The sequence below is a fragment of the Aliiroseovarius sediminis genome (assembly GCF_022678485.1).
Taxonomy (GTDB): domain Bacteria; phylum Pseudomonadota; class Alphaproteobacteria; order Rhodobacterales; family Rhodobacteraceae; genus Aliiroseovarius; species Aliiroseovarius sediminis.
Map to the genome: position 1 here is coordinate 59951 of NZ_JALBYP010000039.1, position 26853 is coordinate 86803.

Sequence of the window (26853 nt, forward strand, 5' to 3'; positions counted from 1 at the left end):
CTCAATGGACCTGTCCCCGCTCGGTCTCGCCATCCACATCGCCAATGCGGTGTTTTTCGTATTCGGTGTCGGCGAGATCATCGACCACCTGGCGCAAGGCCTCCGTGTTGGCCGTCGCTGCATCCGATTGCAGGTAGACCTTGGCGACATAAAGCCGGTCGAGGCGGTCCTCGAGAACCTTGTCCAGCGCATCGGCATCGCCGGATGTGAGCCGCTCGAGTTGACGGTCATCCAGCACCCGCGCGATCTCGTCGCGGAAGGCGTCCCGCTCCGCCTCGGTCTCGAAGGGCGCGGACAGTTCCCCGGCCCGCTCATGGTCCAGGACACGCGCAATCTCGTCTGCGAGGCGGTCGGCACGATCAGACTGCGATGCAGTTTCACCGCGGGCTGCGAGGATGCCGTCACGCGTGCCAACCCCAAGCCCCTCGCGAATCTCCGTTTCGCGGCGGACCTGGTTGATGGCCTCCGTGTCCCGTATCTCCACGACGGCGGCATAGGTCGCGCCAAGCCCGCGGGCGAGGTGGGACGGCATGTCCGGATAGCGCGCGCGCAAGTCATCCGCGACAGCATCTGCAACGGGCGTGCGGAGGTCGCGTCCCTCCACGATCCGGTCGACCTCGCGGGCGATCTCGCTGGCGCGGGTCGGATCGGTGATGGTCTCCCTGTAGGGCTCGGATCGGTCGATCACATCGCCAGGCCGTGCGAGCAGGTCCGGGTGTTCCTCGAGATACGCGCGCTGCTCCGTCTCGATCCGACGCTCCGCCCGCGAGACCACCTCCCAGTCCCGGTCCTCGATCTGCTGCGCCGTCAGGCCTTCTGCGCGCATCTCCTGACGGATTGTCCCTTCCATCGCCCGGACCGCGCCCTCATGATAATGGAACCGCTCGCTGACCGGTTCCGCTTCCATGACGCCATCCCGGCGCAGCACGTTCTCGCGCTCCAAGAGCGTGCCAAGTTCCACATGCACATCATTGAGTATGTCGCGCGCCTGTTCCAGATCGGCGCGGCGTTCGAGGTTCAGATCGCGCGCCTCGGCCACCTTGGAGAGATCATTGGCGATCCATTGATGCTCGAGCGCGGCGCTCGAGGCCCCGGTCTCGATCCGGGCCACCACTTCCGATGTGCTGATCCCGGTGCCCCGTAGTGCGGTGTCTATGCGCGACCGCAAGTCCGGCTCGGCCAGACGGTCCAGCCGGCTGGTGTCGATGTTCGCCTCGGAATAGATCCCGCCCTCCGAGGGGGTCTCTGACAGCGCGGATGATCGCAAACCGAGAGGCTGCATGTGCTGGACCTGCGTCTGGATCTCGATGAGGCGTTTTTCCAGCACCGGACGTTCCGCGTCAGACTTCTCGGCGATCATGCCCTGCACCCGCGCGAGCTTCTCCGCATAGAGGCTCCTCAGATCCTCGAAACTCTGATCCTCTGCCATATATACATCTCCTGTTCGGTCCACCTGCCCGCCGCGCGCCAGCACCTCGCCCGCTCGGAACAGCGCCGCGGCAATATCCTCGCGGGCCTCTCTGGAGGCTTCCGCAGCGAGTGAATGGTAGACGGTTCTGGTGTTGGCGATCTCCGCCAGCGTCCGGGTCAGGTCGGCCCCCACACGTTCCCGCTCGCGGGGCGCGCGACCCTCTTCTTTCGCGGCGTAGATCTCGCTGGTCCGGGCCGGGTAAAGCACGACGCCACGCTCCACCCGCCGCGTGGCTTCCAGCCGCACGCCGTACTTCTCGGCCTCCTCGACCATGGCGAGCCGGAAGTCGTCATAGTTGAAGCGATGGTTGCGCCCCAGAAAGAAGAACTCGCCTTCCTGCGAGCGACGGTTCAGCACCAGATGCGCATGCGGGTGATCGCGGTCTTCATGCACTGCGATGATGTAGTCGAAATGCCCCTCGTCGGTCTGGAAAAACCGCTCCGCCACATCAGTCGCGATGTCGCGCACATCCTCGCCGCGCGTGCCGATGGGGAAGGACATGAGCATGTGGGTGGTCTGTCCGAGCTTGGGCTTGAAGCCCGCATCCCACCGCTTGGCAAAGCGCTCGGTCAGATCCTTGATGTCACCCGCTTCGAGCTTCGCCTTCCCATCCAGAAACCCGCTACTGTCCACGATATGGGTGGACTTGGTTGTGAGGTAGTCGAGCTGGTTTGCGAGCTGCGATTTGGTATGCGTACCCCCGCCCCGGATCGCCTTGAAGACCGCTGGCCGATGCCCCGCAGCCGCGCGCACAAGCTGGCTCTGCTTGGCCACATGCAGCCCTTGCATCGAGCCCCGGACGCGGCTCCAGCCATCCCGAAAGACCTCGCCCGTGACGGCATGGACAGCATCATTCAGCCGCATGGGCAAACTCCCTCAGCGCGGCCGTGGCCTGCAACTGCATTGCGTCCCGACGGCGGCGCAGAAGCAGATCGATCTCGTCAGCAGAATCCAGGATGAAACGCGCCAGCCCGCGCATCTGTGCAAGGCGCAATTCGGTGAACTCGGCACTCGTGCCGCCCCCTGCCCCCTGCCCCCGCCGGTTGGCCTGCGTCATCTGCTTGGCGATCTGCGCGACCCCATTGCCGACCTCGTGCAGCGAGGCGCGATAGCGCGCCATCTCAGCCGCCATCTGCGCGTCCGGGACAAACACGCCACCCGCCGCCTGAATGAGCCGCCGCAACCCCTCGGCCCGGCTCTCGATCCCCGCCTTCGCCAACACCTCGTCGAGCGCCGCCAGCTCCGCAGCCGTGACCTTCACACTGACTGCTGAGACCGGGATCGCGGCATCGGCCTGGCGCTCGGCATCGGCTTTCAGGACGTAGCGCACGGCCCGCGATGTGACCTCGAAACGCTCGGCCAGCTCGGACGTCGACACACCCTCCGCGGCCTCGCGGACGATCTGCATCTTCTCGATCTCTGTCAGGCGTTTTGTTCGGGACATGCGGAAGAAAGACCCCCTATTTCCTGCCACCTTCCACCAAGGCTGGCCCTACCTTACGATAATATATCAAGCTGTCAATTATATACTTACGTCGCATTCAGGCTCAGGCAGCCTTGGTGTCCGCTTCCCCCGCGGCCCGCAGGGACGCGGCTCTGCCGCCCTCACCACCGGGCGACACCTGTCCTAGGGGTCCCGTCCGCCAGCCCCGCCCGAGGGTCTGGCCGAACACATGCGTGTTCGGACGGAACCGCGGGCGGGCGCAAACCCCACCGACAGGGCGGACAGGCAGGGTCAAGGAGGGCCAGATTTGGCTTGCCAAATCTCTGCCGCAAAAACCGGGAGGCTCTGGCCGATAGGTTTTTGTGGATGGCCCCCTTGAGGCTGACTGGCCGGTCTGTCGCGGCCTGATCATTCCGGGGGTAGTGCGTCCCTTGATCGCGCAGCGACCGGCACCAAGGCGAGGTCGCTGCCGGCGATCACCCGCGCCGGTGACGGCATCCCTGGAACAGGGATCGGGCCGCCCCAAGATCGTCCTGGGGCGGCCCATCCTCGTGAGAGGATTTAGTCCTGGGGATCTTTCGCGCTCGGTGGGAACATCACCAGCTCCGAGACCGCGACCGGGAAGTCGAGCTTGAGGCTGAAGAACTCCGAACCGTCCCCGTTGCGGGTGTTGCGGAACATCGCACCCACGCGCTGAAAACGGGTGCGCTCCTGGCCATCGGTGTCGGTGAACTTGACGGGGACGGTGGCGACGTAGTGGTTGGTCATTTGGGTTACTCCTTGTTGCGATGGGGATCACCCGGCACGGGGCAAGAGGCCCGGTCGCAAGCGCAAATACGGAGGGTCCGCGGCCAGCCGTGGAAGCCGTATTTGTGCTTGCCGAAGCGTGAGCTGAGGGCACGAACGGGCCGACCCCGTGCGATCCACATCTATGAGCAAAAAGGAGTGATCCGGATGACCCTTGCCATCACGCAGCCGCCACCATCCGCGTCCGCGTCCCGCCGAGCCTGGCCGGGGTGCTGACGGAGCCCGCCCGCGTGGATGCGATGGTCCGCAACACCACCTGAGGGACGCGCAAGTCTTCGGCCTCAAGCGCGACGTCTCGACCCCTCGCGTCTTCCACTGCTGGCGATGCGCGTGAGGTGCGCACCATCCCCAGCCCGCACCGATGCGGATGGGCCGAACTCTGACGGACTTGGTAGAGGGATAACGGTGCTGGCCGCCGCAGACTGCCGATCACGCGTGACCGATCGCACGCACCATGAGACATGACGAAAGGGCCGCGCCAAGCGCGACCCCCTCTCTTCAATCCTGCGACGCCTTCTTCGCCGGATCCGCAACCCGCATGACCGTCAGGCCTTTCGCTTCCGCCTTCTGTCCGAGGTTCAGCGCGACCCCGTTGCCGCGATTACGTGCCCAACCCGTCGAGGATTGTTTTCGTCTCAGGCATCCGGGTCAGGGAGTTCCCGATATGCTCCCGCCAGCGCGGGCCAACTTCCAGAGCAGCGGCATAGGCGCGGGCCAGATCATCGGGGCGGTCCTCGGCCATCGCTTCGATCAGAAAGGCCGCCTGCTCGCGGTCCTTGGCAGACTTGAGGCTGCCTGCCCCGTCACGCCGCCGATCAGCAACGATCAGTTTGTGGATCGCATAGCGCTCTGGACGCGGGACCTGTACGAGTATGCCGGATCGATAGATCGCCGCCGCATGGATCGGCTCGGCGATCAGGAAATTGAGATAGTTCAACCCTTGGGCGTTCACGCCCAAGGCGGGCAAATCACGGATGGTCTCATCTCCGAAGGCCGGTGTGAGAAACTCGACCAGCTGGCCACTGCCACCCTGGGCCCATCGCCAGGTCCGGCCTTGGTCAAGGGCCGGTAGGGGATCAAATTTGAGCGCCGAGAAGGTCTCCGCCAGACCCGGGTCAACCTGATCTTGCAGCGCCACGCTCAGCTTTTCGAACTGGGCGATGTCGATGTCGCCGGTGTTGGCCATACCGCCAATGGGCAGACGGATACCAAGCTCGCCTTCATAGAGGCGAAACGCATTGGTTCCAACGATGGTGCCACCCAAACGGAAAGTCCCGGCTGCCGCCATCGCCGACAGGATGGACCCGGTTGCCCGGTCGGTGGGGGTCATGCCTTCGGCGCGCAGGAGCCGAACAAGCCGAGACCGTTCTGCCTGCCGATCCTTGGCGGTCGCGCGCAGCTCCTCAATCCGGTCGATACGTGCACGCGTCTCGTCGCTGTCTTCGCCGATATAGATGAAGCGCATCTCGGTTCCGACACGGCGGGCTGCGTACCAATAGGCCTTGTCGCCGCGCTCCTTGAGCGTTGGTTTGCCTTCCACACCGGACAAAGCGTCGTCCTTCAGGAGACGCACCAGGTCGGTATAGGCGCTCATCGCGATGCTGCTGAGTGGGGTCATGCCAATCATTTCAAAGTTTTGCTTGGCACGCATATACCTATCAAAACATAAAATTGCTAGGCATAACTCTCTGGGTACTGTCACGCCCATGAGAAACGACGAAAGGGCCGCCCGAAGGCGACCCTCTCAATTCAAATCTCGGCGGTCTTCTTCGCCGGGTCCGCAACCCGCATGACCGTCAGGCCTTTTGCTTCCGCCTTCTGGCCGAGGTTCAGCGCGACCCCATTGCCGCCGAAGAGTACAACCCCCGTCGCCGCGAACTTGTCGTCCAGCATCTCATCGTTGCACTTGAACGGTGCCGCCCGCCCATGCGCGGACCAGCGCGGATCGAAGCGCGCTTGTGCTATCCCGCGTGCCCGGGCCCACCGAGCCGCAATCATCTCCGCCCCGTGCTTGCCACCCTTGTGGCAGAGGAAGATCTCCTGGTTGCGGTTCTGCTTGATCCGTTCGCGAACCTTGTCGAGCGTGTTGAAGATCACATCGACATCGGTCCAGTCGGTGGCGCCTGAGACGATCAGGGGCACCCCCTCGACTTTCGACTTCTCGGCGGTTTCGCGGTCGTGCTGCTCCAGGAGCTGCCGCGCCTCGAAGACCGCCCCGGTCTCTTTCGCCCGGACGCTTGCGCGCGACCCGGCTGCCGGGATGTAGGCGTGGCCCGTCTCGATCTCGTAGCATTCCGCCGCTGCCTCGCTCATCACCTCGATGGCGCTGACAATCTCGCGCAGGTGCAGAAAGCGCGCCTGCGCCTCTTCGAGTGCGGTCTCGGCGATCTCCGACCCGTCGTGGGACTTTGCCAGCGCGCCGATCTTGTCCGCAGTGCGGTCGACCTCCTTGCCGAGTGCCACCTTGCGGCGCTGCAGGATCGTCGCGAGCCCATGGGCCAGCGGTTCGATTTCGGCTTCAAGCCCGGTCCCGCGCAGCTGCCCGAGCAAAGCCTCGAAGCTTTCGCGGATGATGCGGTCGGTCAGGATGTGATCTTCCGGGATCGGCAGCTGCGCGTCCTTCTCGGTCAGTCCGAAAAGTTCGATGGTCTCGTAGGTGTTTGCGGTGTCGTAAGCCATGTCTGGTCTCCAGTGTACGGTTATAGAGCCACCACGTGAGTGTGGGGGCATGGCCGAATGCCTGGTTTCCGAATCTGCCCGGGTCAGGGACGGCGCAGCCGCCGGCTTGACGGGCGCAAAAGTTTTCCGCGCGCGGCACCCGACACATGCGCGCGCTTGCGCACGGGACCGCCCCGCGCCACGGGCTCCGCCCTCGCCGAAAAGTTTTGCGATCCTTGACGCGGGCTGATTTGGGGGCCATCCGGAGGATATGCTTCCGCACTCATGTGTGTGTGTTTTGACGGTAGGTTTGCCCGACCCGAGCAGGCAAACGGCCCGACCGGACGCGGGAGACGGATGAAGCGGCGGGATCGTTTTGCCCCGCAAAACAGACCAGAGCGCAATCCGGCGGAGCGGCCGGGGAGGGACGTGCTCGCGAGGCGGGCAAACCGGGATGCCAAGCGCGACGCCGCGGTGAGGCCGCATGGCCGAATGCGCGACGGACCGAAGGGCCGTTCTCACCTGCGACACGCGAAGCCGAGCAGGGGAGGCCGACAGGCTTAGCCCAAGGTTGATGTGTAGGTGACGCCGCTGCAGACTACACGGATTACTTGTCCAAGCATCCGACGTGATGGGCGGAGAGCCGCCCGTGAGGCTACGGCATCGCGCCTGCGGCAATCAGCGAACAGCGGACCTTCGCATCCCGCTTAGAGGGCTACGCGACGGGCAGAAAAACGGACTTATCTCCCAAGAAGTACTCTTCTTACGCGCCCAGTTACCAGTTTCATCGATGGGCGGCATCGCCGCCCATCGGGATACTCGCTGCGAGAGAACTTCGAAGCCGAGACGATCTTGCGCTTTGCCCTCTTATCCATTCAACTCCGTAACGTGCGGCTTGCCAAAAGTAATTTCCGCCGATTCGCCTGTTGAGAAGAGTTTACCGCCCATGACGATGCACCGCGACGAAAAGTCGATCATCGAGGACCTTCGGACCAACCTGAAGGAACGATACCATTTCGAGGGCGGACGGACGCTCCTGCGAGAGCTGTTGCAAAACGCGGATGATTCCGGTTCGGAGCAAGTCAGGATTGCCGTCCTGTCCGGCTGGCCCGACGCAGATCACCCGCTCCTGAGGGTTCCGGGGCTGATGGTCGCGAACGACGGCCGTTATGACGCGGCATCAGCGCAAGGGATTGCGCGCTTCGGCGGCAGCGTCAAGGCCACCGACACCGCTGCCATCGGGCGGTTCGGAATGGGACAGAAGACAGCGTTCCACGTCTGCGATGCCTTTCTCGTCGTCTCAGAAGGGCACGAAACCGAGGTTCCGCCCTTGGTGGTCAATCCCTACATCGTCATCGGGAAGCCCGGGGATGCCTGCCTCGAATGGGAAGACGCACCGACCGCGCGGGACCGTGATCTGCTTCTGTCCAGTGGCCTCGCAGGCTCCGCCCGTCAGATGGTCCAATGGTATCCCCTCCGGAGCCCAACCCTCAAACCTAAGACGACCACCAGCGGCTTCCTACCCAAGTCCTACGACACAAGCTTGCTGGATGATGCCAACAACCCGTTCTGGCTGTCTGGCATCGTTTCGCTGTTGCGTAACGTCCGGAAACTCGAAGTTATCGTGACCGATGGCACGTCCAGTATCATTGATCGGGCCGCATCCCCGCGCTTGCGCTTTGATCCTGCAACGCCGGGGCAGACGGATTTCGGTGGTCCGCTGTGCGCCGGAATCCGCAGCGTTGGCAAAGAAATGATGGCGCCGACGGATTTTGCCACCGATCTGACCGCCTCGGAAGGTTGGCCGGATATCCTCGACCGGCAGGACGATGCCATGGTTCCGCAGAAGGCGTTGCCGCATGGTGCCGTGGCGCTTCTCGTCGATCCCGACGGACAAGATGAACTCGACATCACGTGGTCCGTTTTCCTTCCGGTCGCGAGCGAAAGCGCGCCCCGCGTCGTTGGGACCGGACGGCGTTGTCAACTTAACTCGCTGGCGCCGAGGAAATGGCCTGTTTTAGAGCGTCAGATGCTCGCGGCGCCCTTCCAAGCGTCGAAGGCTTCGATTCGATGATAGCGTGTTGCGTTTGCGGAACGGCGGCTGGCGGGAACTGAGAAACGGTTTCGGACGGCAGTGTGGCAGGCTACAAACCGTTGCAACCCGCCCGGAGAGCGAAATCCTTGCATGCAACGCTCTCGTTTTCGAAACGGTAGATGGCTGTTTTCCGCCCTGTTGTTCAAGCCCTTGTGGGAACGATGTTCGAGACCGGATGCGACTTCACGTTTGGCCGCTCCGTAGGATCGCAGCTTGTCTGTGACGATCCGTTTGGGCAAGCCAAACCGCTTGATCAGCGCCTTCAAAAGACGCTTTGCGGCACGCTTGTCGCGTCTGGATTGCAGGATTTCCTCCAGAACAAGCCCGTTCTGATCGACCGCGCGCCAGAGCCAGAACTTCCGCCCCGATATCGTTACCACAACCTCATCGAGATGCCAGATATCGCCGGGACGGGCCTGGCGTCGACGCAAATTCCGGGCAATTTGAGGGGCAAATTTCGCCGCCCAACGCCGGATCGCCGTAACCGGTGTTCTGGCCCCACCTACCGCGCGGCTTCCTGATCTGAGATCGGCTCTTTCGGAGTGGATCAGGAAGGAGTTTCTCCATGGATGCTACATTGGAGGTTCTCACGGAGGATGGAGGCCGTCGGCGCAACCGCAAATGGCCTGACGCGGTGAAGGCGCGGATCGTGGCCGAGACGTTACGCCCGGGTGCGACGGTTGCTGCGGTTGCGCGGCGGCACGGGGTCAAGGCAAACCATCTGTCGGCGTGGCGGACCTTGGCCCGGCAGGGCAAGCTGGTGCTACCAGCTCCTGAAGACGAGGTGGAGTTCGCGGCGATGGTGATCGCGGCACCCTTGCCGGATGCCGAGCCAAGCGTGGACGAGCCCGTCGAGATCACCGTGGGGACGGTCACGATCCGGCTGGCGGCGACGACCTCGGCAACGCGCATCGCGGCGATCGCCCATGCGTTGGCACAGACGGCATGATCTTTCCGTCGAACCGCGTCCGGATCATGATCGCGACGAAGCCCGTGGACTTCCGCAAGGGACACGACGGCTTGGCGGCGCTGGTGAAGAACGAACTGCGCAAGGAGCCTTTCACCGGAACGGTCTTCGTGTTCCGCGCCAGGCGGGCTGATCGCCTCAAGCTGCTGTACTGGGACGGGACCGGACTGGTGATGGCCTACAAACGGCTGGAGGAGCACAGATTTACCTGGCCCGCGATCCGGGATGGTCTGATGACGCTGAACCACGCCCAGTTCGAAGCGCTGTTCTCGGGGCTCGACTGGCGTCGTGTCCGGGCCATCGAAGCGCGCGCCCCCGAGATGGTGGAGTGACTGCGGCAGGATGACTCGGGCGTGGGTTTGCGCGGGCATCCACAGGTCCGATCTGATAGGTCACGACCATGCTGAACGCCGCCGATCTTCCTGACGATATTGCCGCTCTGAAGGCGATGCTGGTCGCCGCAGAGGCGCGCGACCAGCGCAAGGACGACCGCATCGAGCACCTGGAAAAGCTGGTGGCCGCGTTCCGGCAGGCGGCCTTCGGCCACAAGTCCGAGAAGCGCGATCCGGAGCAGTTCGAACTGGCGCTCGAGGACCTCGAGACGGCAATCGCATCGGTCCATGCCGAGGAAGATGCGGATGCACCGGCAAGCAAGCGAACGGCCCGTCCGCGTGCTACCAATCGCGGATCACTGCCCAAGCATCTGCCGCGTATCGAAGAGGTGATCGAGCCCGAGAGCTTGGTCTGTGCCTGCGGGGGCTGCCTGCACTGCATCGGCGAAGACACCTCGGATCGGCTGGACGTCATTCCCGCACAGTTCCGCGTCATCGTCACCCGCCGCCCGAAGTACGCCTGCCGAGCCTGCACTGACGGGGTTGTCCAAGCACCGGCGCCCGCGCGGCTGATCCCGGGCGGCCTGCCGACCGAGGCCACGATCGCGCATGTTCTGGTCAGCAAGTACGCCGACCATCTTCCCCTGTATCGCCAAGCACAGATCTACAGCCGTCAGGGTGTCGATCTCGATCGCTCCACTTTGGCAGACTGGGTTGGCAGAGCCGCCTTCGAGTTGCGGCCGGTCTTCAATGCGCTGATCGCGGATCTGAAACGCTCGACCAAGCTGTTCATGGATGAGACCCGAGCCCCGGTGCTCGACCCCGGGCGGCGGAAGACGAAGACCGGATACTTCTGGGCCTTGGCGCGGGACGACCGCCCCTGGGGTGGCGCGGCGCCACCCGGAGTAGCCTTCAACTACGCGCCCGGGCGCGGCGGTCAGCACGCCGAGCAGATCCTGCGTGGCTTCAAGGGCATCCTGCAGGTCGATGGCTATGCTGGATACAACCGCCTCCTCAAGCCGGAACATGACATCAGGCTGGCCTACTGCTGGGCGCACGCAAGGCGCAAACTGGTGGAGATCACTCGGACGGGCCTTGCGCCGATCGCGGAAGATGCCGTGACCCGCATCGGTGAGCTCTATCGTATCGAAGCCGACATCCGCGGCTTCGAGCCCGCTGCGCGCCTTGCGGCAAGGCAGGAGCGTTCGGCGCCCATCATCGGCGACTTTGAGGCGTGGCTCACCCAGCACCGCACCCGTGTTGCGAGAAAGTCTCCTCTCGGCGAAGCTCTTACCTACATTACAAAATACTGGGACGGCCTCTGCCTATTCCTGACCGACGGCCGGATCGAGCTCGACAACAACACCGTCGAGCGCACCATCCGACCCATCGCGCTAAACCGGAAGAACGCCCTCTTTGCCGGTCACGACGCAGGGGCAGGAAACTGGGCCGTCATCGCATCGCTGATCGAGACCTGCAAAATGAACGCCGTCGATCCGCACGCTTGGCTGGCAACGACCCTAATGGCCATCGCTGGAGGTCACATGCAGAGCAATATCGCAGACCTCATGCCCTGGAATTACGCCGCCAAGGTGTGATCGGAACACCGGTTACGGATCGTCTCATAGGAAACGTCGACGCCACGGTTCAGGGTCGTGTCGCGAATGCTGTGGAAACTCCCTGGCAGCGTGCTCCGAGCATGTGAAGCTTCGGCCTGTTAGGCGGCGAGGTCAAGGGGCATGGGCTCGAGGGGCTGAGAGAGGGTTTCCCAGCCATCGACCTTGCGCATCTGGATCTGGCCGGAGGCGAGCAGCGCCCAGAGCAGCATGGGCACGGTCTCTGCAGAGGGCAGCACGGTCTGGGTCTTGATGCGGCGGCGGAACTCCCCGTTCAGGCGCTCGATGGCGTTGGTGGTCCGGGCCGATTTCCATTGCGAGGGGTCGAGCCGTGTGAAGGTGAAGAGCCGGTCGCCTGCTTCCTCCAGGCTGTCGGCCACCGCTCGGCACTTCAGGCGCCATTTGCGGAGGAAGGCCTTGCGGCGCGTCTCAATCCCGGCGGCGGTGTCGGCGTAAATCATGTCGCGGTAGTCCTCGGTCAACTCGTCTTGGAGGTGCTTCGGCGCGTGGGCCAGGAGGTTGCGGTGCTTGTGAACCGTGCAGCGCTGGATCGGCAGGTCCTCGCCCCACAGCGCCACGAGCGCGGCCTCCAACCCCGGGGCACCGTCAACGATCACGAATTCAGGCCACTTCAAACCGCGGGCATCAAGGTCATCCAGGAACTGGCGCCAGGCGGCCGTGCTCTCGCCACCCATGTTCCTGATGGATAACAGCACCTTCTGTCCGTCGCGGCGCACACCGATGGCGGCCAGAACAGAAATGTTCGTGGCTTTCCGGTCCAGTCGGGTCTTGATCACGGTGCCGTCGAGGATCAGGCGGACAATGTCTTCATCGGCCAGACTGCGCGCACACCAGGCGTCCCAGTCCACCTTGACCTTGCGCCAGGCGCGGCTGACCACGTCCTTGCTGACCGCGCCCTCGAAAAGCCCGAACAGCGCCCGCTTGACCCGGCGCGTGTTGGTTCCGGAGAGGTAGACTGCCGCGATCAGGGCCTCGGCCTTCTTCGTCAGCCGCTGGTAACGGGGCAGCGCCTTCGAGCGCCACTCCGTCACCTTGCCAGCATCATCCTCAATCCGGGCGCGCGGCACCCGCACTGTCTCGGTACCGAAGGTGCCAGTGAGTTGCCGCTCCCGGTGCCCGTGGCGATACCCTTTCGCCGAGCCGCCGCTCCGGTCGTAACGAAGGCGGCCGAGAAAGCTCGCGAGTTCTTCTTCGAAAACGGCTTCGATGGTCGCGCGGACGTGGCTCCGCAGCCGCTCCTCGATCGGATCGAAACCGGCCTCTCCGGCCAGTAGCGCAAAGCTCGCGGTGTCGGTAATCTGGTTCATGGCGTGATCTCCCTGGCGGTTGCCGCCGCCGGTTGGGTGGGTGTCAGTTCACCCGGAGATTACGCCGCCCTCAAATTTCCACCAACTCCCCGACACGACCCGGTTCAGGAGCATTTCCTCGACCTCGCGTAGGGAGAGGTTGAAACGCACATAAAGCCAAACCGCGTGCGTGATGATCTCTGGCGGAAAACGGTGGCGCTTGTAGCTGACAGTCGTACTCATGCGTAGCAACTACGAAAAATATCCAACGCTGCCAACGGACCCGTGTTAACGTGACAGTTCCGCTCGAAGCGCTTGGCGTGTCGACGATCGATATGACGGCACTCGGCAACGGGGGCGGCAATCATTTTCTCCCCGGCACATCCGCATCCGCAATCGCACTGATCAAAGGGTTGAGGGATGTGGGTCTTGAGTCTGGAAATGCGCTCTCGGTAGGTCCGGTGAGTATCACGCTGGGCGGCTGATAGGTATTCAGTATGAACCCTATAGGCTGGCGGAGAAAAACGCTTCTGATCAGCAATTCGTAAGCGCAACGAAAGTCCGCAATCCGCCGCTTCTGTTGAAAAACTGACGTTTGCGAATGCAGAACTGGGACTTCCAAATTCGGCGCAAGCGCCTTAGGCGTCAGGCTTTCCATCATTCATGCGAAACGCGCCTCATCCATCCAGCGCGCTTGACATGCTCGGGCTTCGAGTCGCGATCACTTCGTCCAGATTCAGAGGCCTATATTCAGTTTGCTCGACGCTCACGCACATATGCCGCTCTGTTGGGGCGGGTTTGTGGTGTAGGTGGCCGTGGATGTTACAAGCAAACCGTTCGCCGAGACCACTGCGGGCAGAGAGGTCGATTGGCAGGTGTGTCAACACTATCTTTGCGGCGTCCAAGACCTTCCACAACGACATCGATTGAAAGACTTGCGTCAATTGGTGGTCTTGGGGGGTATCGTGATTGCCGAGGATCAAGTGTTTCTGTCCATTCAGCCGCGAAAGTATTTTCCAGCCGTCACCTCCGTAGACATCGCCCAAATGAAAGACTGTGTCATCGGGCCGGATAAGATCATTCCAGTTGTCCGCCAAACATTCATTCATCTTGCTGACGGTTTCAAAGTCGCGTGCCGTTTTTCCTGGCGCAAGACCTGCGCCGATTAAACTGCTGTCTCCGAAATGCGTGTCGGAGGTAATCCATGTTATCATTCTAGGTTCCTTATTCGCAAATGGAGCCGCTCTGATGCATGGGCGAGAGGGGGCTGAACGACTTAGAGACATGTTCTCGCAAGGCGACGCAGCATTTACCAAACCAGCACCCTCATACACCTCTACTCTTCCCCGGCAGGTTTCGAGCCACCGCGCATTTTCTTGGCTAAATACTTGGAAAATTTCGCTGCCGCAGGGGACAACGTGCGCCCATGAAGTTTCACTAACCGAACATTTGCTGGTTTCATTTTTGTAATCTTGAGCAAGATTGAATGTGCTGCTTCATTTTCGCTCTGTTCGTATAGCGAAAGTCCAAAGGTGATGAGTCCACCACTCCGGCATGCGCTGGCGATGGAGGCATATGTGTTGCTCTCGACTGTTGGGGACAAAACGGTATTTTCGCGGTTGGCTTGCTGATCGAGCATGAGGCGCAGCCCTGACCCCTGCGGCGGCAACACGATCTGATGCTTTGCAATCTCTGAAATGGACACTTCATCTGCAGCGGAAAGCGGATGTTGTGTGGAGACCACGGCAATTATTTCTTGTTCTGCCTCTCCGAGAACCGATAGCTCCGAATGGTCAGAGAGGTTCAGGCAAAGGCCGATATCCGAGTGAAACTCCTGTAAATCCGTCAAGGCGCGCGCCGAAGACGAGTGGTTCAGCGCGACTGTAACCTTAGGGTTCTTTTGCTGGAACTTCGCCAGATGCACAGGCAGGAAACTCTCAAGAACCGACTGGCTCGCACAGATGCGCACATGGCCGCTGGTGGCTTTCTTGATCGCCAAAAGCTCGCCACGGACCTTCTCCATTTCCGCCAGTTGCGCGCGCGCATGAACGGCGAGGTATTGGCCTGACGGATTGAGCCGCAGCCCCTTGGAGGTGCGTTCGAACAGGTCCACCCCGAAATGGGCCTCAAGCGCCAGAATTTTGCGGCTAAGTGCCGATGGCGTCAGTGACATATGTTCCGCCGCCTTACGAATGGAACGGAACTGGACGATGACGTCGAGGATTTTAAGATCGTTGAAGTTTTGCATGGAGATCGCCGCCGCTATGCCCGCAAGGGAACAACGTGGTCAGGAAGAATGGTCACGCCCATATCCTCCGTTACGGGGGGCTTGGTCTCGGAAAAGAAGGTAAGACTTTGCCCTTTGACCTCCACTTTGATTTCAAAACGCCCGTCGATGAACACCATGTCTTGCAACCGTGCGGGATGATCGGCCCGCTCCCGTGTGAATTGAACCGCATTGCGCGGAACCAAAAGCCAGTCCGCCTGCGCATCAATTCCCGTGGCAAGGCTGTCGTGCGTTTCGAAAAAGGCCCGCGGCACGATATTGCCCGCGTTTACAAACCGTGCGGTTTCGACTGTGGTGGGGCGTGTGAATATGTCCAAAGGCGTGCCCACCTGCTGGATCTGACCGTCAGCCATCACAGCAATGCGGTCAGACAGGATTTGTGCCTCGCGCCGGTCGTGGGTGACGTTGATACAGGTCAGGCCGAACTGTTTGGCCAGATTACGGATTTCATGCCCGAGATCGTCGCGCAGGTTTGAATCGAGACTGGCAAGCGGCTCATCAAGCAAGATGACCTTGGGCGAGAGCGCCAGCGCACGAGCGATGCCCACCCGTTGGCGCTGGCCACCCGAAAGCTGGCGGGGGTATTTGCCCGCATGGGCCGACATTTGCACTTGAGCCAGAACTTCGGCCACGCGCGGCGCAATATCGTTTTTGGCCCAGCCATAGCTGCGCAGAGGAAAGGCGATGTTTTCGTCGATGGTCAGATGGGGCCAAAGCGCGTGATCCTGAAAAACAAAGCCGAACTGCCGTGCCTGCGTGGGCACGAAATGGCCCCGCTGCGGTTCATCCAGAACCGTGCCGTTATAGGAAAGCTGTCCGCATCCGGCGCGTTCCAGCCCCGCGATGATCCGCAACAGGGTGGATTTACCACAACCCGACTGCCCCAAAAGCGTAACAAATTCACCCTCCTCTATGTCGAGGTCGATGCCTTTCAAAATCTCCGTGGTTCCGAAGGTTTTGTGTAGCCTGTGCAGGTTCATCATGGTTCAGCGACCTTTCGAGGGGCCCAAGGAATTGAGGTAATTGGCCAATGCGATGAAACCGCCCGAAATCAGAACAGACACGAGGCTCATTGCCATGGCCGTGTTAACCGACCCTTGGTCGAACTGGTGGAACACAAAGGTCGAGACGGTTTCAAAGCCTGGTGGTGTAAGCAAAAGTGAGGTCACCAGCTCTCGCGAGGCGATAGAGAACACGATGAACCCCGACGCCACGGAAACACCGAGCAAGGCCGGACCGTTGACGCGCAAGATCACGCCCAGGTCGCTGGCCCCGTAAACCACGGCCGCGTCCTGCATCGACATGGGCAACTGGCGCAGGGTGCTGGTGATCATACGCACGGGATAGGGCAGCATGATGCAGGTATAAGCCAGAAGCATCACCCACCACGTGTTGTAGGGCGTCCACGGCCAGAAGGCCTGATTCCACACAAGGATCAATCCCACTGCCAGCGTCATGGCAGGAAGCGCATTGGGCAGCGTCAAAAGGAAGTCCAGCGGATCGGAGAGAACCGACCGCCAACGCACGATGAAAAAGGCCGCCAGAATACCAATGGTCACAGTGACCAGTGCAGTTACAGTGGCCAGATGCAGGCTCGTCAAAATGGCGTCCAGCGCACCTTCGTGGGTCGTGAACAGGGCGATGAAAGCATCGAAATTGAGATTGGACCACACCAGCCCCCCCGACATGCGCTGCATCATCGCGCTGCACAGAATGGACAAAAGAGGCAGCCCAACAGCGACGAAGGCCAGCAGGCCAAGAGCGATATGGCTGACCGCCGTGCCCGCCATACCCAACTGCGATTCACGCGCTTGGGATTGCACTTCGTCGACGCTCGTTGCGACCTGCTTCGTCAGCTTCAAATGCAAGGAATAGGCGCAAAGTGCGATAACGATCAGGATCAGCGACAGAACCGACGCACCCGGCAGGTCGATCGGCCAGTCGCTCAGTTTTTCGTGGATGTAAGTCACAACAAAGTCGATCCCGACCCGCCGGCCAAGAATTTCCGCCGTGCCGAATTCTTCGACCGTCATGATGAAAACAAGCAAATTGCTCGACACAATCGCGGCCCCCACAAGCGGCAAGACGATGCGAAACAACCGCCGCAGGGGCGTTGCTCCGAACACCCGCGCCACGTCGTCATAACGCTGCCCGACGATTTGCAAGGCGCTGGAGGTGGTGAAATAGACGATCGGAAAGAGGTTGAGCGCCATCACCACCACGATCCCGAAAAAGCTGTAGAGCACGGCACTCAGGTTGAATCCGAAAATCTGTTCGATGAAGCCGTTATTCTGTCCCAACTGAATCCATGCAAATGCCCCCGTGAAGGGCGGGATCAGAAAAGGGACAAGAAACAGCACATCCCATAGCGCCCCGCGCCGTCCCAAACGAACGCGCAAAAGCGCCGCCACCACGGCGATGACTGTGGAAATCGCACAGACCGAAACAGCAAGCGCCACAGAATTGAACACGGCCTGCAACAGGCGTGGATCATCGAAATGGGGGGCGAAATTGCCAAAGGCTCCGACAAGGGAGAGCGCATTGAGTTCGGGGAAAATCGCAAAGAGGATGACCGCCAGAACCGGCATGGCAACGACGACAGAGGCAAATCCCATCGTTGCGAGAAAAAGAGAGGCGCGAAGCACGCCTCCCCGTTGTTTATGAGGTGCCTGTGCGGGCATCATGTGCTTATTCGACAGCGGCTGCGAAAGCGGCCTTGGTTGCCTCGGCGTCTGCTGCGGCCTGCACATAGTCGAAGTCAATCAGCGTCAACGCGTCCCAACCGGGGCGTTTGGCTTCGATATCGGTGCGTGCAGGCAGGATCATACGCTCGGCGACAAGTGCCTGACCTTCTTCGGAGAGAACGAAATCCATGAATTGCTTGGCTTCGTCGGCTTGGTCGGTCGAGGCAGGGATCATGATCGGGCGCGGGGCCAGAACCGTGCCGCTTTCGGGGTAGACGACTTCGATGGCTTCGCCCGCCGCTTTTTGGCCAATCGCGATGTAGTCAACCGCACCAAAGACAACGCCACGCGCACCGGAGAGGACCGGGTTCAATGCGGCCGCATTCGCGCCAGGCACGATCATGCCATTGTCTTTCAGATCAGAGATCAACTCCCATGCTGCATCGCTATCTTGGCTAGCCAAGCCCTGCACCAAAGACAGAGCCGCGCCAGAGGCTGCGGGGTCGGGCATGGTGACCATGTCCTTATAGGCCGCATCGGTCAGGTCGGACCACTCAGAGGGTGCGGGCATATCGAGGGTTGTGTTGTAAACCATCGCGATGGCGGCGGCTCCCTGAGCCACATAGTCTTCGGTTTTCAGGGAGTCGGGAACGTTGCTGGCATTCACGGAAGTGTAGGGAAGCAATTCGCCCGCTTCACTCATCGTGATCGCGTGACCCCATGAGGCCGAGATGAGAACGTCCGCCTGCGGATTGGCTTTTTCCGCCTCATAGCGGGCCATCACCTTGCCGGAGGTCGATTGAAAGAGGTTCACCGTGATGCCGGTTTTGGCGGTGAAGGCTTCTGCGAGGGCGGCCGAAAGCGGCTTCGGGCCTGCGCTATATACGGTCAGGTCGTCTGCTGTGACGGCTGTTGCGGCCATCATGGCGATGAGGGATGTCGCGAGCGTGCGGATCATGGTGCGTTCCTTTTGATGGATCGAAAAGACAGAAAACGGGGTACTTCATTGCACCTTTTTTATGAGATGAGGCAGTGCAACCCGCAACGTTCAGCATCAGAAAATTCCGACAAAATCGTCCCACTTATCGGGACATTAACGTCTCCCTTATCAGGGGTTTGTAACAAGTAGTTAAAGCTCAAGAGTGATTTATTTTATATATATCAGGGTTTATCCGTGAGAGGTGTTTTGAAGAAAGCTATTTTCGCCACCTACGTGGTGCGAAAAATCGTGCCAATTATCGTAACACTTTTGTGACAAGTCCGGACATCGTGCGGCCATCAGATTACGAGATAGGGTCATTCAGACTGAGACGAATTTGAGCATGATGAGGTTTGCCAGTATGCGCCAACTATGGCCAATGCTTGCGGCTATAAATTTGGCAATCGTTCCTGCCGTTATTATTTCAATCGGGCACAACCTTTTTTTGATCGCCAATTCTTCTCAGCTTGAGGATCTCAGGAATTCTAAATTCATTGCATGCCAGGCTACTTCAGTTATCGGATTGCGAACTAGGTGAGAGGCGCAGTCTGCAAATTTCACGGACCGTGTTTTTGTCTACCAACCGTTTTTGCCATGCAGCGAAGGCCCAGCTTGACGGGCCGTACCGCAGCATTCGGTTTCGATATCCATCGGCAGATTTGGGATGTTGCGATGCGGTATATACTTGGGTCGGCCTAGGTTAGCTTATGGCCGTTCTTGGGGATTTGCGAAGCTTGCTATTATCTGCGCATTGCTGCCGTCGGTGTGGAACGCAGCGAATGTCTGGTCTCCTCCGTCACTTCTAAACGTGTCTCATGCCGTGGCTGCACAGGTCATGTACGCTTTGAGATGCGACCCGTCATTCAGTCGGTCGCGCCGAAGCCTGCAAGGTCAAAACTTGTATGCCGCAAGTCTAGGGTCAGGATGCATTGATTTCTGTTGCGCTGCGTGATTCACGCCTCCGAAAACGGAGTGGTGACATGAGCGATCTCTTCTGGCTGACCGACGCGCAGATGGCGCGCCTGGCTCCCTTCTTTCCCAGGTCGCACGGGAAGCCCCGGGTTGATGACAGACGGGTGCTGAGCGGGATTATTTTCATCAATCGCAATGGCTTGCGTTGGCGCGATGCGCCCGCCGCGTATGGCCCACATAAGACATGGTGTGATTGCGGCGGTCGCTCTCCGGGGGCGAACGAGGTCCGGTATGTTGGCCTCATGGATATAAGCCGTGAGGAGAACGTCCTATGGAATACTATGTCGGTTTGGATGTGTCGCTGAAAGAGATTTCGATCTGCGTTGTAGACAGGGATGGCAAGACTGTAGCGCGTGGCGTCTGTCCCGCTGATCCCGGGGGCGTCGCGGGTTGGTTTCGCAACCGCGAACTTACGCCCCGACGGATCGTGCATGAAAGCGGAATGCTATCGATCTGGTTGCAGCGCGGCCTCGCAGGTCTCGGCCTGCCTGCGACCTGCATTGATGCCCGGAAGGCACACAAGAGCTTGTCGGCGCGGCTCAACAAGTCGGATGCCGCCGACGCTGAAGGTCTGGCACAGCTTGCGCGCACCGGTTGGTTCACACCGGTTCACATCCGCAGCGAGGAGGCGGACCGGCTTCGCAGCTTGGTAGGCGCGCGGGAACGGTTGATCCGGTTGCGCAAGGACCTCGAAGGTCACATTCGTGGCGTCCTCAAAACCTTCGGCATCCGTATGATCGGCATTGGCCAGGGACGGCAGAGGCAAGCGTTCCGCGATCAGCTGGCAGCAGCGGGCGAGACCGACCAGGTTTTGCGGGTCATAGCTGATGCCTTCATCGCTACCCATGCCAAGTTGTGCCAAGTGGCGGACGACTTGGACAAGGTGGTGAGGAAAACGGCCAAGGTCCATCCAGTCGCGCGCCGCCTGATGACAATCCCCGGTGTTGGTCCGGTCAACGCGCTCAGCTTCATAGCACTGGTTGATGATCCGGGTCGGTTCAACCGGACGTCGGATGTGGGCGCTTTTCTTGGGTTAACGCCAAAGCGACATCAGTCCGGCGAAATGGATTGGTCGGGGCGCGTTTCGAAATGCGGTGACGGTGCGATGCGCGGGCTACTGTTCGAGGCGGCGTCATCCGTGATCCATCAGGTGAAACGTTTCTCGCGGCTGAAAAGCTGGGCTGTACGACTGGCGGGACGGCGTGGCTTCCGCAAGGCGGCCGTCGCGACGGCTCGCAAAATCGCAGTGCTTATGCTGACGCTCTGGAAAAATGGAACTGACTATCAATGGACAAAGGAGGCCACCGCCTGATCTGAGTTCTCGCGTCTGACGCGGGGAGCGCAGTCCCGACGGGACGGAGGTTGATCGATCTCGCTGTAGAGCATGGGATGGCCAGAGCCACACCCCGCACAAGACATTGGAGACGATCCGCCGCCGAAAACCATCATGAGGCGCTCAATGCGACCTCGGAGAGAACCATGACCCCGGACGGACATCAACTTCCCACGCTTGACAAGGCCGCAATCAGAGAACGCTCTACAGCCGGTGGAAGCGTTGGAGCGAAAAGGGCATCTTCGCGCGGATGATGGCCGGGCTGGCGGCGGAACACGGCGAGAAAACGACCGTGATGATCGACGCAACATACCTCAAAGCCCATCGAACGGCGACCAGCATGGCCGCCAAAAAGGGGGGCGTGGTCGCCTGATCGGTCGAACCAAAGGCGGTATGAACACCAAGCTGCACGCCATCTGCGACAGTCAGGGGCGACCGATCGACCTGTTCGTCACCGCTGGACAGGTCAGCGATTATATCGGCGCTCGGGCCTTGCTGAGTGGCCTGCCAAACGTCAAATGGCTACTCGGGGATCGTGGCTATGACGCTGACTGGTTCAGAGAAGCGTTGCAGGACAAGGGGATACGTGCCTGCATCCCAGGCCGGAAGAAACGCAAGACGCCGATCAAATACGATAAGCGGAGATACAAGCGGCGTAACCGCATCGAGATCATGTTCGGCAGGCTCAAGGACTGGAGGCGCGTCGCGACCCGCTATGACCGATGCCCCAAGGTGTTCCTCTCAGCCATCGCCCTCGCGGCTCTCGTCATCTATTGGTTATGAATCCTGACCCTAGTCACCTGGAACTGTAATTCGTATCATTGGGTCGCGCAGTTTTGGGAGGTGATGCGGTGGCAGGTCGAGTGGCAGACGAAGTGGTTTTGAGTGGTGAGGAGCGCGCCTTTCTCGAAGCGCAGGTTCGACGGCACAAGGCGGCGCGGTCGCTGTCGGACCGGTGCCGTATGATCCTGCTCTGTGCGGAAGGCTTGCAAAGCAAGGAAGTCGGCGCGCGGCTCGGGGTGCATGAACATACCGTCGGCAAATGGCGCAGGCGGTTCGTGAGGGACCGGATCGAGGGGCTCACCGACGAGTACCGCCCCGGGCGCCCGCGCACTGTGTCTGACACACAGGTGGCTGAGGTGATCGAGCGGACGCTGAACACCACCCCGAAGGATGCCACCCATTGGTCGATCCGCTCGATGGCGGCGGCGACAGGCTTGTCGCACACCACGATCCGGCGGATCTGGCGTGCCTTCGGGCTGCAGCCGCACCGGAGCGAGACGTTCAAGCTGTCGACCGATCCGCTGTTCGTCGACAAGGTGCAGGATATCGTCGGCCTTTACATGTCGCCGCCGAGCCGGGCGATCGTGTTATGTGTGGATGAAAAATCGCAGATCCAGGCGTTGGACCGCGAACAACCGGTGTTGCCAATGGCGCCCGGCGTGGCCGAGCGCAGAACCCACACCTACATCCGCCATGGCACGACATCGCTGTTTGCCGCGCTCGACGTCGCCACCGGGGCGGTGATCGGCAAATGCTACAAGCGCCACCGGGCGACCGAGTTCCTGGACTTTCTCAAGCGGATCGATGCGGCCATGCCGAAAGGACCGGACGTGCATCTGGTGATGGACAACTATGCCACCCACAAGACACCGAAAATCAAGGCCTGGCTGGCGCGGCGGCCGCATTGGCACGTGCATTTCACGCCGACATCAGCGTCATGGATCAACCAGGTGGAACGCTGGTTCGCCGAACTGACGCGCAAGCAACTGCAACGAGGCGTCCACCGCTCCACCGCCGAACTGGAGGCCGACATCGCCGCATTCATAAAGACACACAACGAGAACCCAAAACCCTACCGATGGGTCAAATCTGCCGACGAAATCCTGGCATCCGTCAAACGGTTCTGCCAGAGAACCCAGCAAAACCTATGTGGCGAACTTTAGATTCAGGTGACTAGGTTTGCGACCTATCTGCGCGAAACCGGCAATGATAGGACGCGAGCTCTCCACCTATACCACTGGAATCTTCAAGTATCAGCCGCGTTCATGGTTCCACTCCATGTTTTGGAAGTTGCGCTGCGAAACGCGATCGTGGAAGCAATCGAAGCTGTCCATGGAGGAACATGGCCTTGGACACAAGGCTTCATCCGTTCGTTACCGAACCCGCGCGGTCCGGCATACAGCCCCAAACGAGACCTCGAAGGTTGCGCAGCACAGCAACCCACTGCCGGAAAGGTCGTCGCCGAACTGAAGTTCGTGTTTTGGGAGAAGATGCTGACAAACAGGCACCAAGGCAGACTGTGGGACGATCATTTCTACGCAGTGTTTCCGGACGCGCCTCGTGGTGTCGCTGCCAGCCAGCGCCGATCTGAATTAAGGTCTGACATTGAAGCCGTGAGGAGGCTCCGCAACAGAATCGCACACCATGAGCCTGTTTTTCCGCGCGCCCTTCAGGATGATTTTGATCGGATCATCCGCTGCATAAGATGGCGCAACGAAACGACCAGCAACTGGGTGCTGGAAATCGAGACGGTGCGCGCACTACTCGCAGTGCGCCCCTAAGCGTCCCGCCCCGCGAGATACTCCGCCAGCACAGGACTGGCCGCGCCCTTTGCGGAGCTGAGCAGCTCTGAGCCCGCAAGCGAGGCCTTCGACAGGCGTACGAGCCCACCGGTTTCCTCGATGCGGTAGCAGCGGCGTTTTTGCCGCCCCCGCTTGTAGTACGTCGCGGTGACAATCTGGCAGGTGCTGCCATCGGTGAGCGTCACAGGGGCCGCGAGCCTGATCTTGTCGCCTTCCTCGTAGTCCGGGATCGACGCCCAATCCCGGCAGCGCTGACGCCAGTCCTGGGCGTAGCTGCCTTCGTCTTTCAGGTCGGAGAGGCGCTCGATCAACCCAAGGGGGGCACGCGACTCGTTCGGGCCAGCGCTTTCCTCCATATCCTTGTAGCCCCAGCAGCCGTCATCGTATCGGGTGAGGAAGACAGCCCCGAACGTGATCGAGCCATCCGCATCGGTCAAATAGGTCGTGTCCTCGACCGGCGAGCCATCGATACTTGTGACCTTTGCCGCCGCGTACCAAGTCGAACCCACCTTGCAGGCTTTGACCAGTTCCGTCTTGCGCCTGTCGCCCTCGAAGGTGCACAGCCGAGCAATCTCCGCTTTCTCATCCGCGTAGGTCTGGACGCGGCCGTCGGTGTAGAAGAGCCATCCCATTACGCCACCCTCCGGTCATCGAGTTCCATCAGCGCATCGAGCGGCACGCGGTAGGGCTGCATGGCGTCGAAATCCTCGCAATTGCCGCAGTTCTGCACGATCGCGAAGGTGTCGCAGGCATCCTTGAGGATGACCCGGAAGGTGCCGCCGAGGCCCGAGGGCACCTCGTAGGTCCCGCCGATGAGATAGTCCGAGGCCCGGCGCACGAAGACGCGGATGCTGTGGCCATCGGTGGCGAGCCGGATGGCCCCTCGCCCCCGGTCGATGAGCACCTGCACGTCATCCAGGATGTCGGTGTAGAACTGGCCGGTCAGATCGCGAAACGCCATGCGGCGCTGCGGCATCCAGTCGGTATCCCGAAACGGGTTCATGCCGTCGGCGAAGGCAAAGGAGGGATCGGCCTGCTCGGTGGTGACGATACGGGTGGTCGTGCCATCGATGCCGTTCGAGCGCAGATGCACACCATTGCCGACGATGAGGATCAGGGCGGGCCTGTCCATGGGCCCGTTCCAGTTGGGCAGGAAGGTTTTGCAGGCGCGCGCATGGGCGATCTGTGCCGCAACAGCGGACGCAGAGAACTTGAGAATAGCCATGAGGATGTCTTTCGGTTGGGTGTGGGAGGGTCGACCCGCGCGGGGAATGCCTCGCGCGGGTCGCATGATGGCTCAGGCCGCTTGCGCGACCTCGCTGTCAGGCTCCGGGGTTTCCGCAGCGGGCTCCGCCTCATCAAAGGCGATACCGGCGGTCTGCATCATCGGCGGGCACCAGGCGGCCACGGCAGCGCGCTGCGCGTCCGTGAGCGTGGCGAAAGGCTCGGCGAAGAGCTTGTCGCAAAAGGCGACGATCTCCTTCTTGCTCGACGAGGCCAGCGTCACCGCCTCCTGGGCCAGGCCCAAATCCTCGCCGAGGATCTTCAGGAGCCAGGCCTTCTTGAAGCGGTTGAAGAGCGCCGCATTCGGCGTCCAATGCGCCCGGATGTCGGGCATGATCTCGATCTCGAAGTCATGCATCAGGCTGTCGCGCTGGCGGTCCCGTGCGAAGCAGGACTGCGTCGTGCTGGCGGTCGCATAGGCGACGAGCTTGGCCTTCTCCCCTGCCTCCAGCGCGCGAAACGCCGCGAACTGATCGGCGGGCGCGCGGGCGTCATCGAGCCACGAGAGATCAAGCGCATCATGCGCCGCCGCCACCTGCTCGAGCGAGGTCTCGTCGATCTCGTCCATCTTGGCATGGCTGCGGTATTCCTTGCGGGCATCGATCTTGATCGCCTGCGTGACACTCATGCCGCTGGCCAGAACATCACTGACCAGCTTGAAGAGCGTCAGATCGAGCGTGGCCTCCGGATGCAGCGCCATCGCGGCGCCGAGGGCCATGGCCCGCTCGGTCTTGAGGTCCTCGGCCAGCGAGGCCGGGTAGGTGAATTCGCCGGCGTCTGGGGCCTCCTCCCCGGTCGGGCTAGCCGAGGAGCCGCGCGCGCCCTCCTCTTTGACGGTGTCTTCCGGGCGGACGAGGCCCACATGGAGGGTCACCTGCCCGCCCGACCAAGACGCGATCACCCCGGACCGCGCAAAGTCCTCGGCGCTGTAGGCCTCCTGCAGATCGCGGGCTTCCTCTTCCAAGGCATCCACGCGCTCGTAAAGGGCATTGTAGGCACCGTCCTCGAGCCCCTCATCCTCCATCTCGAGCTGCAGTTTCTCTAGCTCGGCGGTGATCTCATCGATGCGCTTCTGGGCAGCCTCATCCGGCTCGATCGGGCCGGGATAGACGCGGCCGTAGTCGGCCATGGTCGCGTAATCATAGCGCACCATCGCATCGGCCCAGGCAAAGCCCAGCCTCATACGGGCCTCTTCGGCAGCGGCACCGAGCTTCTCAAGCAGGATGGTCTCGACCAGAGCCGCATCCTCAAGCACGGAATGCTCATCCAGCAGATCGGCTGCGACGGCACCGCCACGCGCCTCGTAGTCCGCGCGCACGAAAGCCCCGATATCGTCGCTGACCTGCACGCCGCGGGATTTGAGGGCCTGTCGAACGGTATAGGCCTGCAGATAACCGCCGTCCTTCGTGAGCGCCTCGAAGACCTCGCGCTGCGCCTCCTGGCTTGGATGCTCAGCAAAGGCCTTCATCGTGTCGAGCGTGATCACCTTGCCCCGAGCCGCGGCGCGGATGTCGGGGTGGATCAGGCCATAACGCAACCGGCCTTTCACGGCCGCCACCGTGGTGCCGAAGGTCTTTGCGATCGTCTCGGGCGTTTGGCCATCGACCTCCATCATCCGAGCGAAAGCCTCGAACTCGTCAATGGCGTTCATCGGCGCCTGGGTGACGTTCTCGGCGAGCGACAGCGCCGTGGTGACGTCGCAGTCTTCTGGCACAAGGCGGCAGTCCACCTTGGTCTTCGCCGTGAAGCCCTTGATGGCCTTGTCAGCGACCAGCTCCTTTAGCGCGGCATGCCGCCGGCCACCGGCCAGCACGGCGTATTTGCCGTCGATCTTCTGGACGAGGAGTGGCTGGAGCAGGCCCAGCACAGCGATACTGGCTTTCAGATGCGCGATGTTCTCGGGGTCATAGGTTTCCGGCGCGTTGCTGCGCACGTTGGCTGGATGCGGGACCAGATCGCCGATGGCGACGGTGAGAGGGGCAAAGCTTACGGTCATGGGATATCCTTCCAGGTGGGTGAGATGCGGCCCGCG

General features: G+C 61.3%; 22 protein-coding genes and 5 pseudogenes. 10 read left to right on the forward strand and 17 right to left on the reverse strand.

Features of this window, described 5'->3' with window-relative positions; genetic code table 11:
- Position 1: 1 nt before the first annotated feature.
- The 6 genes and pseudogenes from MN186_RS15915 to MN186_RS15940 all read right to left on the reverse strand — a co-directional run bounded on the left by MN186_RS15915 (position 2) and on the right by MN186_RS15940 (position 6401).
- A complete protein-coding gene (locus tag MN186_RS15915; RefSeq protein ID WP_242115345.1) occupies positions 2 to 2335 on the reverse strand; it encodes a relaxase/mobilization nuclease domain-containing protein in 2334 nt (777 codons plus the stop codon).
- Positions 2322 to 2915, reverse strand: a complete 594-nt coding sequence (locus MN186_RS15920) for a transposase (protein WP_089423412.1) — start codon at positions 2913 to 2915, stop codon at positions 2322 to 2324. Before MN186_RS15920 ends, MN186_RS15915 begins: the two co-directional genes overlap by 14 nt.
- A 561-nt stretch (positions 2916 to 3476) precedes the next feature.
- On the reverse strand, positions 3477 to 3683 hold the full coding sequence (locus MN186_RS15925; protein WP_007120662.1) for a hypothetical protein: 207 nt from the start codon (positions 3681 to 3683) through the stop codon (positions 3477 to 3479).
- A 537-nt stretch (positions 3684 to 4220) separates the two neighbouring features.
- Positions 4221 to 4322: pseudogene (locus MN186_RS15930) on the reverse strand (DUF2493 domain-containing protein); the annotation flags it as partial.
- A gap of 1 nt (position 4323) precedes the next feature.
- Positions 4324 to 5340 carry a nucleotidyltransferase family protein gene (locus tag MN186_RS15935; protein WP_241188321.1) on the reverse strand — a complete coding sequence of 339 codons (1017 nt, stop codon included), beginning with the start codon at positions 5338 to 5340 and terminating at the stop codon, positions 4324 to 4326.
- A gap of 131 nt (positions 5341 to 5471) precedes the next feature.
- The gene (locus MN186_RS15940) at positions 5472 to 6401 is read right to left on the reverse strand and encodes a DUF2493 domain-containing protein (RefSeq protein ID WP_242115346.1); all 930 of its coding nucleotides are present in this window, start codon (positions 6399 to 6401) and stop codon (positions 5472 to 5474) included.
- A 925-nt stretch (positions 6402 to 7326) separates the two neighbouring features.
- On the opposite strand from MN186_RS15940, the gene MN186_RS15945 reads away from it, so the two are divergent.
- Positions 7327 to 8454, forward strand: a complete 1128-nt coding sequence (locus tag MN186_RS15945) for a sacsin N-terminal ATP-binding-like domain-containing protein (protein ID WP_242115347.1) — start codon at positions 7327 to 7329, stop codon at positions 8452 to 8454.
- Here the strand turns inward: MN186_RS15945 and MN186_RS15950 are convergent.
- Positions 8406 to 8951 (reverse strand): annotated as a pseudogene (locus MN186_RS15950) (IS6 family transposase); the annotation flags it as partial. The gene MN186_RS15945 and the pseudogene MN186_RS15950 overlap by 49 nt on opposite strands.
- A gap of 89 nt (positions 8952 to 9040) precedes the next feature.
- Here MN186_RS15950 and tnpA point away from each other — a divergent pair.
- The 3 genes from tnpA (at position 9041) to tnpC (ending at position 11372) form a co-directional block, all read left to right on the forward strand.
- Entirely contained in the window at positions 9041 to 9424 is a 384-nt protein-coding gene (gene tnpA / locus MN186_RS16500; protein ID WP_255744420.1) for an IS66-like element accessory protein TnpA, read from the forward strand.
- Complete coding sequence (gene tnpB / locus MN186_RS15960; RefSeq protein ID WP_146592167.1) at positions 9421 to 9774, forward strand: IS66 family insertion sequence element accessory protein TnpB; 354 nt, start codon at positions 9421 to 9423, stop codon at positions 9772 to 9774. Before tnpA ends, tnpB begins: the two co-directional genes overlap by 4 nt.
- Before the next feature lie 68 nt (positions 9775 to 9842).
- Positions 9843 to 11372 (forward strand): IS66 family transposase, encoded by a 1530-nt coding sequence (gene tnpC / locus MN186_RS15965; RefSeq protein WP_242115348.1) that lies wholly within the window; start codon positions 9843 to 9845, stop codon positions 11370 to 11372.
- A 119-nt stretch (positions 11373 to 11491) separates the two neighbouring features.
- Here tnpC and MN186_RS15970 read toward each other — a convergent pair whose 3' ends face one another.
- Together MN186_RS15970 and MN186_RS15975 are read right to left on the reverse strand one after the other, a co-directional pair.
- A complete protein-coding gene (locus MN186_RS15970; protein WP_076611693.1) occupies positions 11492 to 12718 on the reverse strand; it encodes an IS256-like element ISPaes3 family transposase in 1227 nt (408 codons plus the stop codon).
- 99 nt (positions 12719 to 12817) lie between these two features.
- A pseudogene (locus tag MN186_RS15975) lies at positions 12818 to 12940 on the reverse strand (IS6 family transposase); the annotation flags it as partial.
- 50 nt (positions 12941 to 12990) lie between these two features.
- Between MN186_RS15975 and MN186_RS15980 the strand changes: the two are divergent.
- A complete protein-coding gene (locus tag MN186_RS15980) occupies positions 12991 to 13182 on the forward strand; it encodes a hypothetical protein (RefSeq protein WP_242115349.1) in 192 nt (63 codons plus the stop codon).
- Positions 13183 to 13374: 192 nt separating this feature from the next.
- Here the strand turns inward: MN186_RS15980 and MN186_RS15985 are convergent, their stop codons facing one another.
- The 5 genes from MN186_RS15985 to MN186_RS16005 form a co-directional block, all read right to left on the reverse strand.
- Positions 13375 to 13911, reverse strand: coding sequence for a metallophosphoesterase (locus tag MN186_RS15985; RefSeq protein WP_242115350.1), 537 nt, complete (start codon positions 13909 to 13911; stop codon positions 13375 to 13377).
- A 122-nt stretch (positions 13912 to 14033) separates the two neighbouring features.
- On the reverse strand, positions 14034 to 14945 hold the full coding sequence (locus MN186_RS15990; protein ID WP_242115351.1) for a LysR family transcriptional regulator: 912 nt from the start codon (positions 14943 to 14945) through the stop codon (positions 14034 to 14036).
- A 14-nt stretch (positions 14946 to 14959) separates the two neighbouring features.
- On the reverse strand, positions 14960 to 15967 hold the full coding sequence (locus tag MN186_RS15995) for an ABC transporter ATP-binding protein (RefSeq protein WP_242115352.1): 1008 nt from the start codon (positions 15965 to 15967) through the stop codon (positions 14960 to 14962).
- A 3-nt stretch (positions 15968 to 15970) separates the two neighbouring features.
- Positions 15971 to 17599 carry an ABC transporter permease gene (locus MN186_RS16000; protein WP_242115353.1) on the reverse strand — a complete coding sequence of 543 codons (1629 nt, stop codon included), beginning with the start codon at positions 17597 to 17599 and terminating at the stop codon, positions 15971 to 15973.
- A 73-nt stretch (positions 17600 to 17672) separates the two neighbouring features.
- The gene (locus tag MN186_RS16005; RefSeq protein ID WP_242115354.1) at positions 17673 to 18626 is read right to left on the reverse strand and encodes an ABC transporter substrate-binding protein; all 954 of its coding nucleotides are present in this window, start codon (positions 18624 to 18626) and stop codon (positions 17673 to 17675) included.
- Between the two features lie 1001 nt (positions 18627 to 19627).
- On the opposite strand from MN186_RS16005, the pseudogene MN186_RS16010 reads away from it, so the two are divergent.
- From MN186_RS16010 to MN186_RS16030, 5 genes and pseudogenes are all read left to right on the forward strand, one after another.
- Positions 19628 to 19804 (forward strand): annotated as a pseudogene (locus tag MN186_RS16010) (transposase); the annotation flags it as partial.
- 86 nt (positions 19805 to 19890) lie between these two features.
- Complete coding sequence (locus MN186_RS16015; RefSeq protein ID WP_164193393.1) at positions 19891 to 20931, forward strand: IS110 family RNA-guided transposase; 1041 nt, start codon at positions 19891 to 19893, stop codon at positions 20929 to 20931.
- Between the two features lie 217 nt (positions 20932 to 21148).
- Positions 21149 to 21735 (forward strand): annotated as a pseudogene (locus MN186_RS16020) (IS5-like element ISPso2 family transposase); the annotation flags it as partial.
- 53 nt (positions 21736 to 21788) lie between these two features.
- Complete coding sequence (locus MN186_RS16025; protein WP_255744446.1) at positions 21789 to 22898, forward strand: IS630 family transposase; 1110 nt, start codon at positions 21789 to 21791, stop codon at positions 22896 to 22898.
- 147 nt (positions 22899 to 23045) lie between these two features.
- Positions 23046 to 23516: a hypothetical protein gene (locus tag MN186_RS16030; protein ID WP_239032047.1), complete on the forward strand. Its 471-nt coding sequence runs from the start codon at positions 23046 to 23048 to the stop codon at positions 23514 to 23516.
- On the opposite strand, the gene MN186_RS16035 is transcribed toward MN186_RS16030, so the two are convergent.
- The 3 genes from MN186_RS16035 to MN186_RS16045 form a co-directional block, all read right to left on the reverse strand.
- Complete coding sequence (locus MN186_RS16035; RefSeq protein ID WP_242115355.1) at positions 23513 to 24169, reverse strand: DUF6927 domain-containing protein; 657 nt, start codon at positions 24167 to 24169, stop codon at positions 23513 to 23515. The two genes, MN186_RS16030 and MN186_RS16035, sit on opposite strands and share 4 nt — an antisense overlap.
- Positions 24169 to 24762: a regulator gene (locus tag MN186_RS16040; RefSeq protein WP_242115356.1), complete on the reverse strand. Its 594-nt coding sequence runs from the start codon at positions 24760 to 24762 to the stop codon at positions 24169 to 24171. The genes MN186_RS16035 and MN186_RS16040 overlap by 1 nt, the downstream gene beginning before the upstream one ends.
- Before the next feature lie 72 nt (positions 24763 to 24834).
- Entirely contained in the window at positions 24835 to 26817 is a 1983-nt protein-coding gene (locus tag MN186_RS16045; protein WP_242115357.1) for a ParB/RepB/Spo0J family partition protein, read from the reverse strand.
- Between the last annotated feature and the right edge of the window lie 36 nt (positions 26818 to 26853).

Coding starts and splice junctions, on each gene's coding strand:
- MN186_RS15915 (WP_242115345.1), bottom strand. CDS start 2,335: ATGCGGCTGAATGATGCTGTCCATGCCGTCACGGGCGAGGTCTTTCGG.
- MN186_RS15920 (WP_089423412.1), bottom strand. CDS start 2,915: ATGTCCCGAACAAAACGCCTGACAGAGATCGAGAAGATGCAGATCGTC.
- MN186_RS15925 (WP_007120662.1), bottom strand. CDS start 3,683: ATGACCAACCACTACGTCGCCACCGTCCCCGTCAAGTTCACCGACACC.
- MN186_RS15935 (WP_241188321.1), bottom strand. CDS start 5,340: ATGACCCCACTCAGCAGCATCGCGATGAGCGCCTATACCGACCTGGTG.
- MN186_RS15940 (WP_242115346.1), bottom strand. CDS start 6,401: ATGGCTTACGACACCGCAAACACCTACGAGACCATCGAACTTTTCGGA.
- MN186_RS15945 (WP_242115347.1), top strand. CDS start 7,327: ATGACGATGCACCGCGACGAAAAGTCGATCATCGAGGACCTTCGGACC.
- tnpA (WP_255744420.1), top strand. CDS start 9,041: ATGGATGCTACATTGGAGGTTCTCACGGAGGATGGAGGCCGTCGGCGC.
- tnpB (WP_146592167.1), top strand. CDS start 9,421: ATGATCTTTCCGTCGAACCGCGTCCGGATCATGATCGCGACGAAGCCC.
- tnpC (WP_242115348.1), top strand. CDS start 9,843: ATGCTGAACGCCGCCGATCTTCCTGACGATATTGCCGCTCTGAAGGCG.
- MN186_RS15970 (WP_076611693.1), bottom strand. CDS start 12,718: ATGAACCAGATTACCGACACCGCGAGCTTTGCGCTACTGGCCGGAGAG.
- MN186_RS15985 (WP_242115350.1), bottom strand. CDS start 13,911: ATGATAACATGGATTACCTCCGACACGCATTTCGGAGACAGCAGTTTA.
- MN186_RS15990 (WP_242115351.1), bottom strand. CDS start 14,945: ATGCAAAACTTCAACGATCTTAAAATCCTCGACGTCATCGTCCAGTTC.
- MN186_RS15995 (WP_242115352.1), bottom strand. CDS start 15,967: ATGATGAACCTGCACAGGCTACACAAAACCTTCGGAACCACGGAGATT.
- MN186_RS16000 (WP_242115353.1), bottom strand. CDS start 17,599: ATGGGATTTGCCTCTGTCGTCGTTGCCATGCCGGTTCTGGCGGTCATC.
- MN186_RS16005 (WP_242115354.1), bottom strand. CDS start 18,626: ATGATCCGCACGCTCGCGACATCCCTCATCGCCATGATGGCCGCAACA.
- MN186_RS16015 (WP_164193393.1), top strand. CDS start 19,891: ATGGAATACTATGTCGGTTTGGATGTGTCGCTGAAAGAGATTTCGATC.
- MN186_RS16035 (WP_242115355.1), bottom strand. CDS start 24,169: ATGGGATGGCTCTTCTACACCGACGGCCGCGTCCAGACCTACGCGGAT.
- MN186_RS16040 (WP_242115356.1), bottom strand. CDS start 24,762: ATGGCTATTCTCAAGTTCTCTGCGTCCGCTGTTGCGGCACAGATCGCC.
- MN186_RS16045 (WP_242115357.1), bottom strand. CDS start 26,817: ATGACCGTAAGCTTTGCCCCTCTCACCGTCGCCATCGGCGATCTGGTC.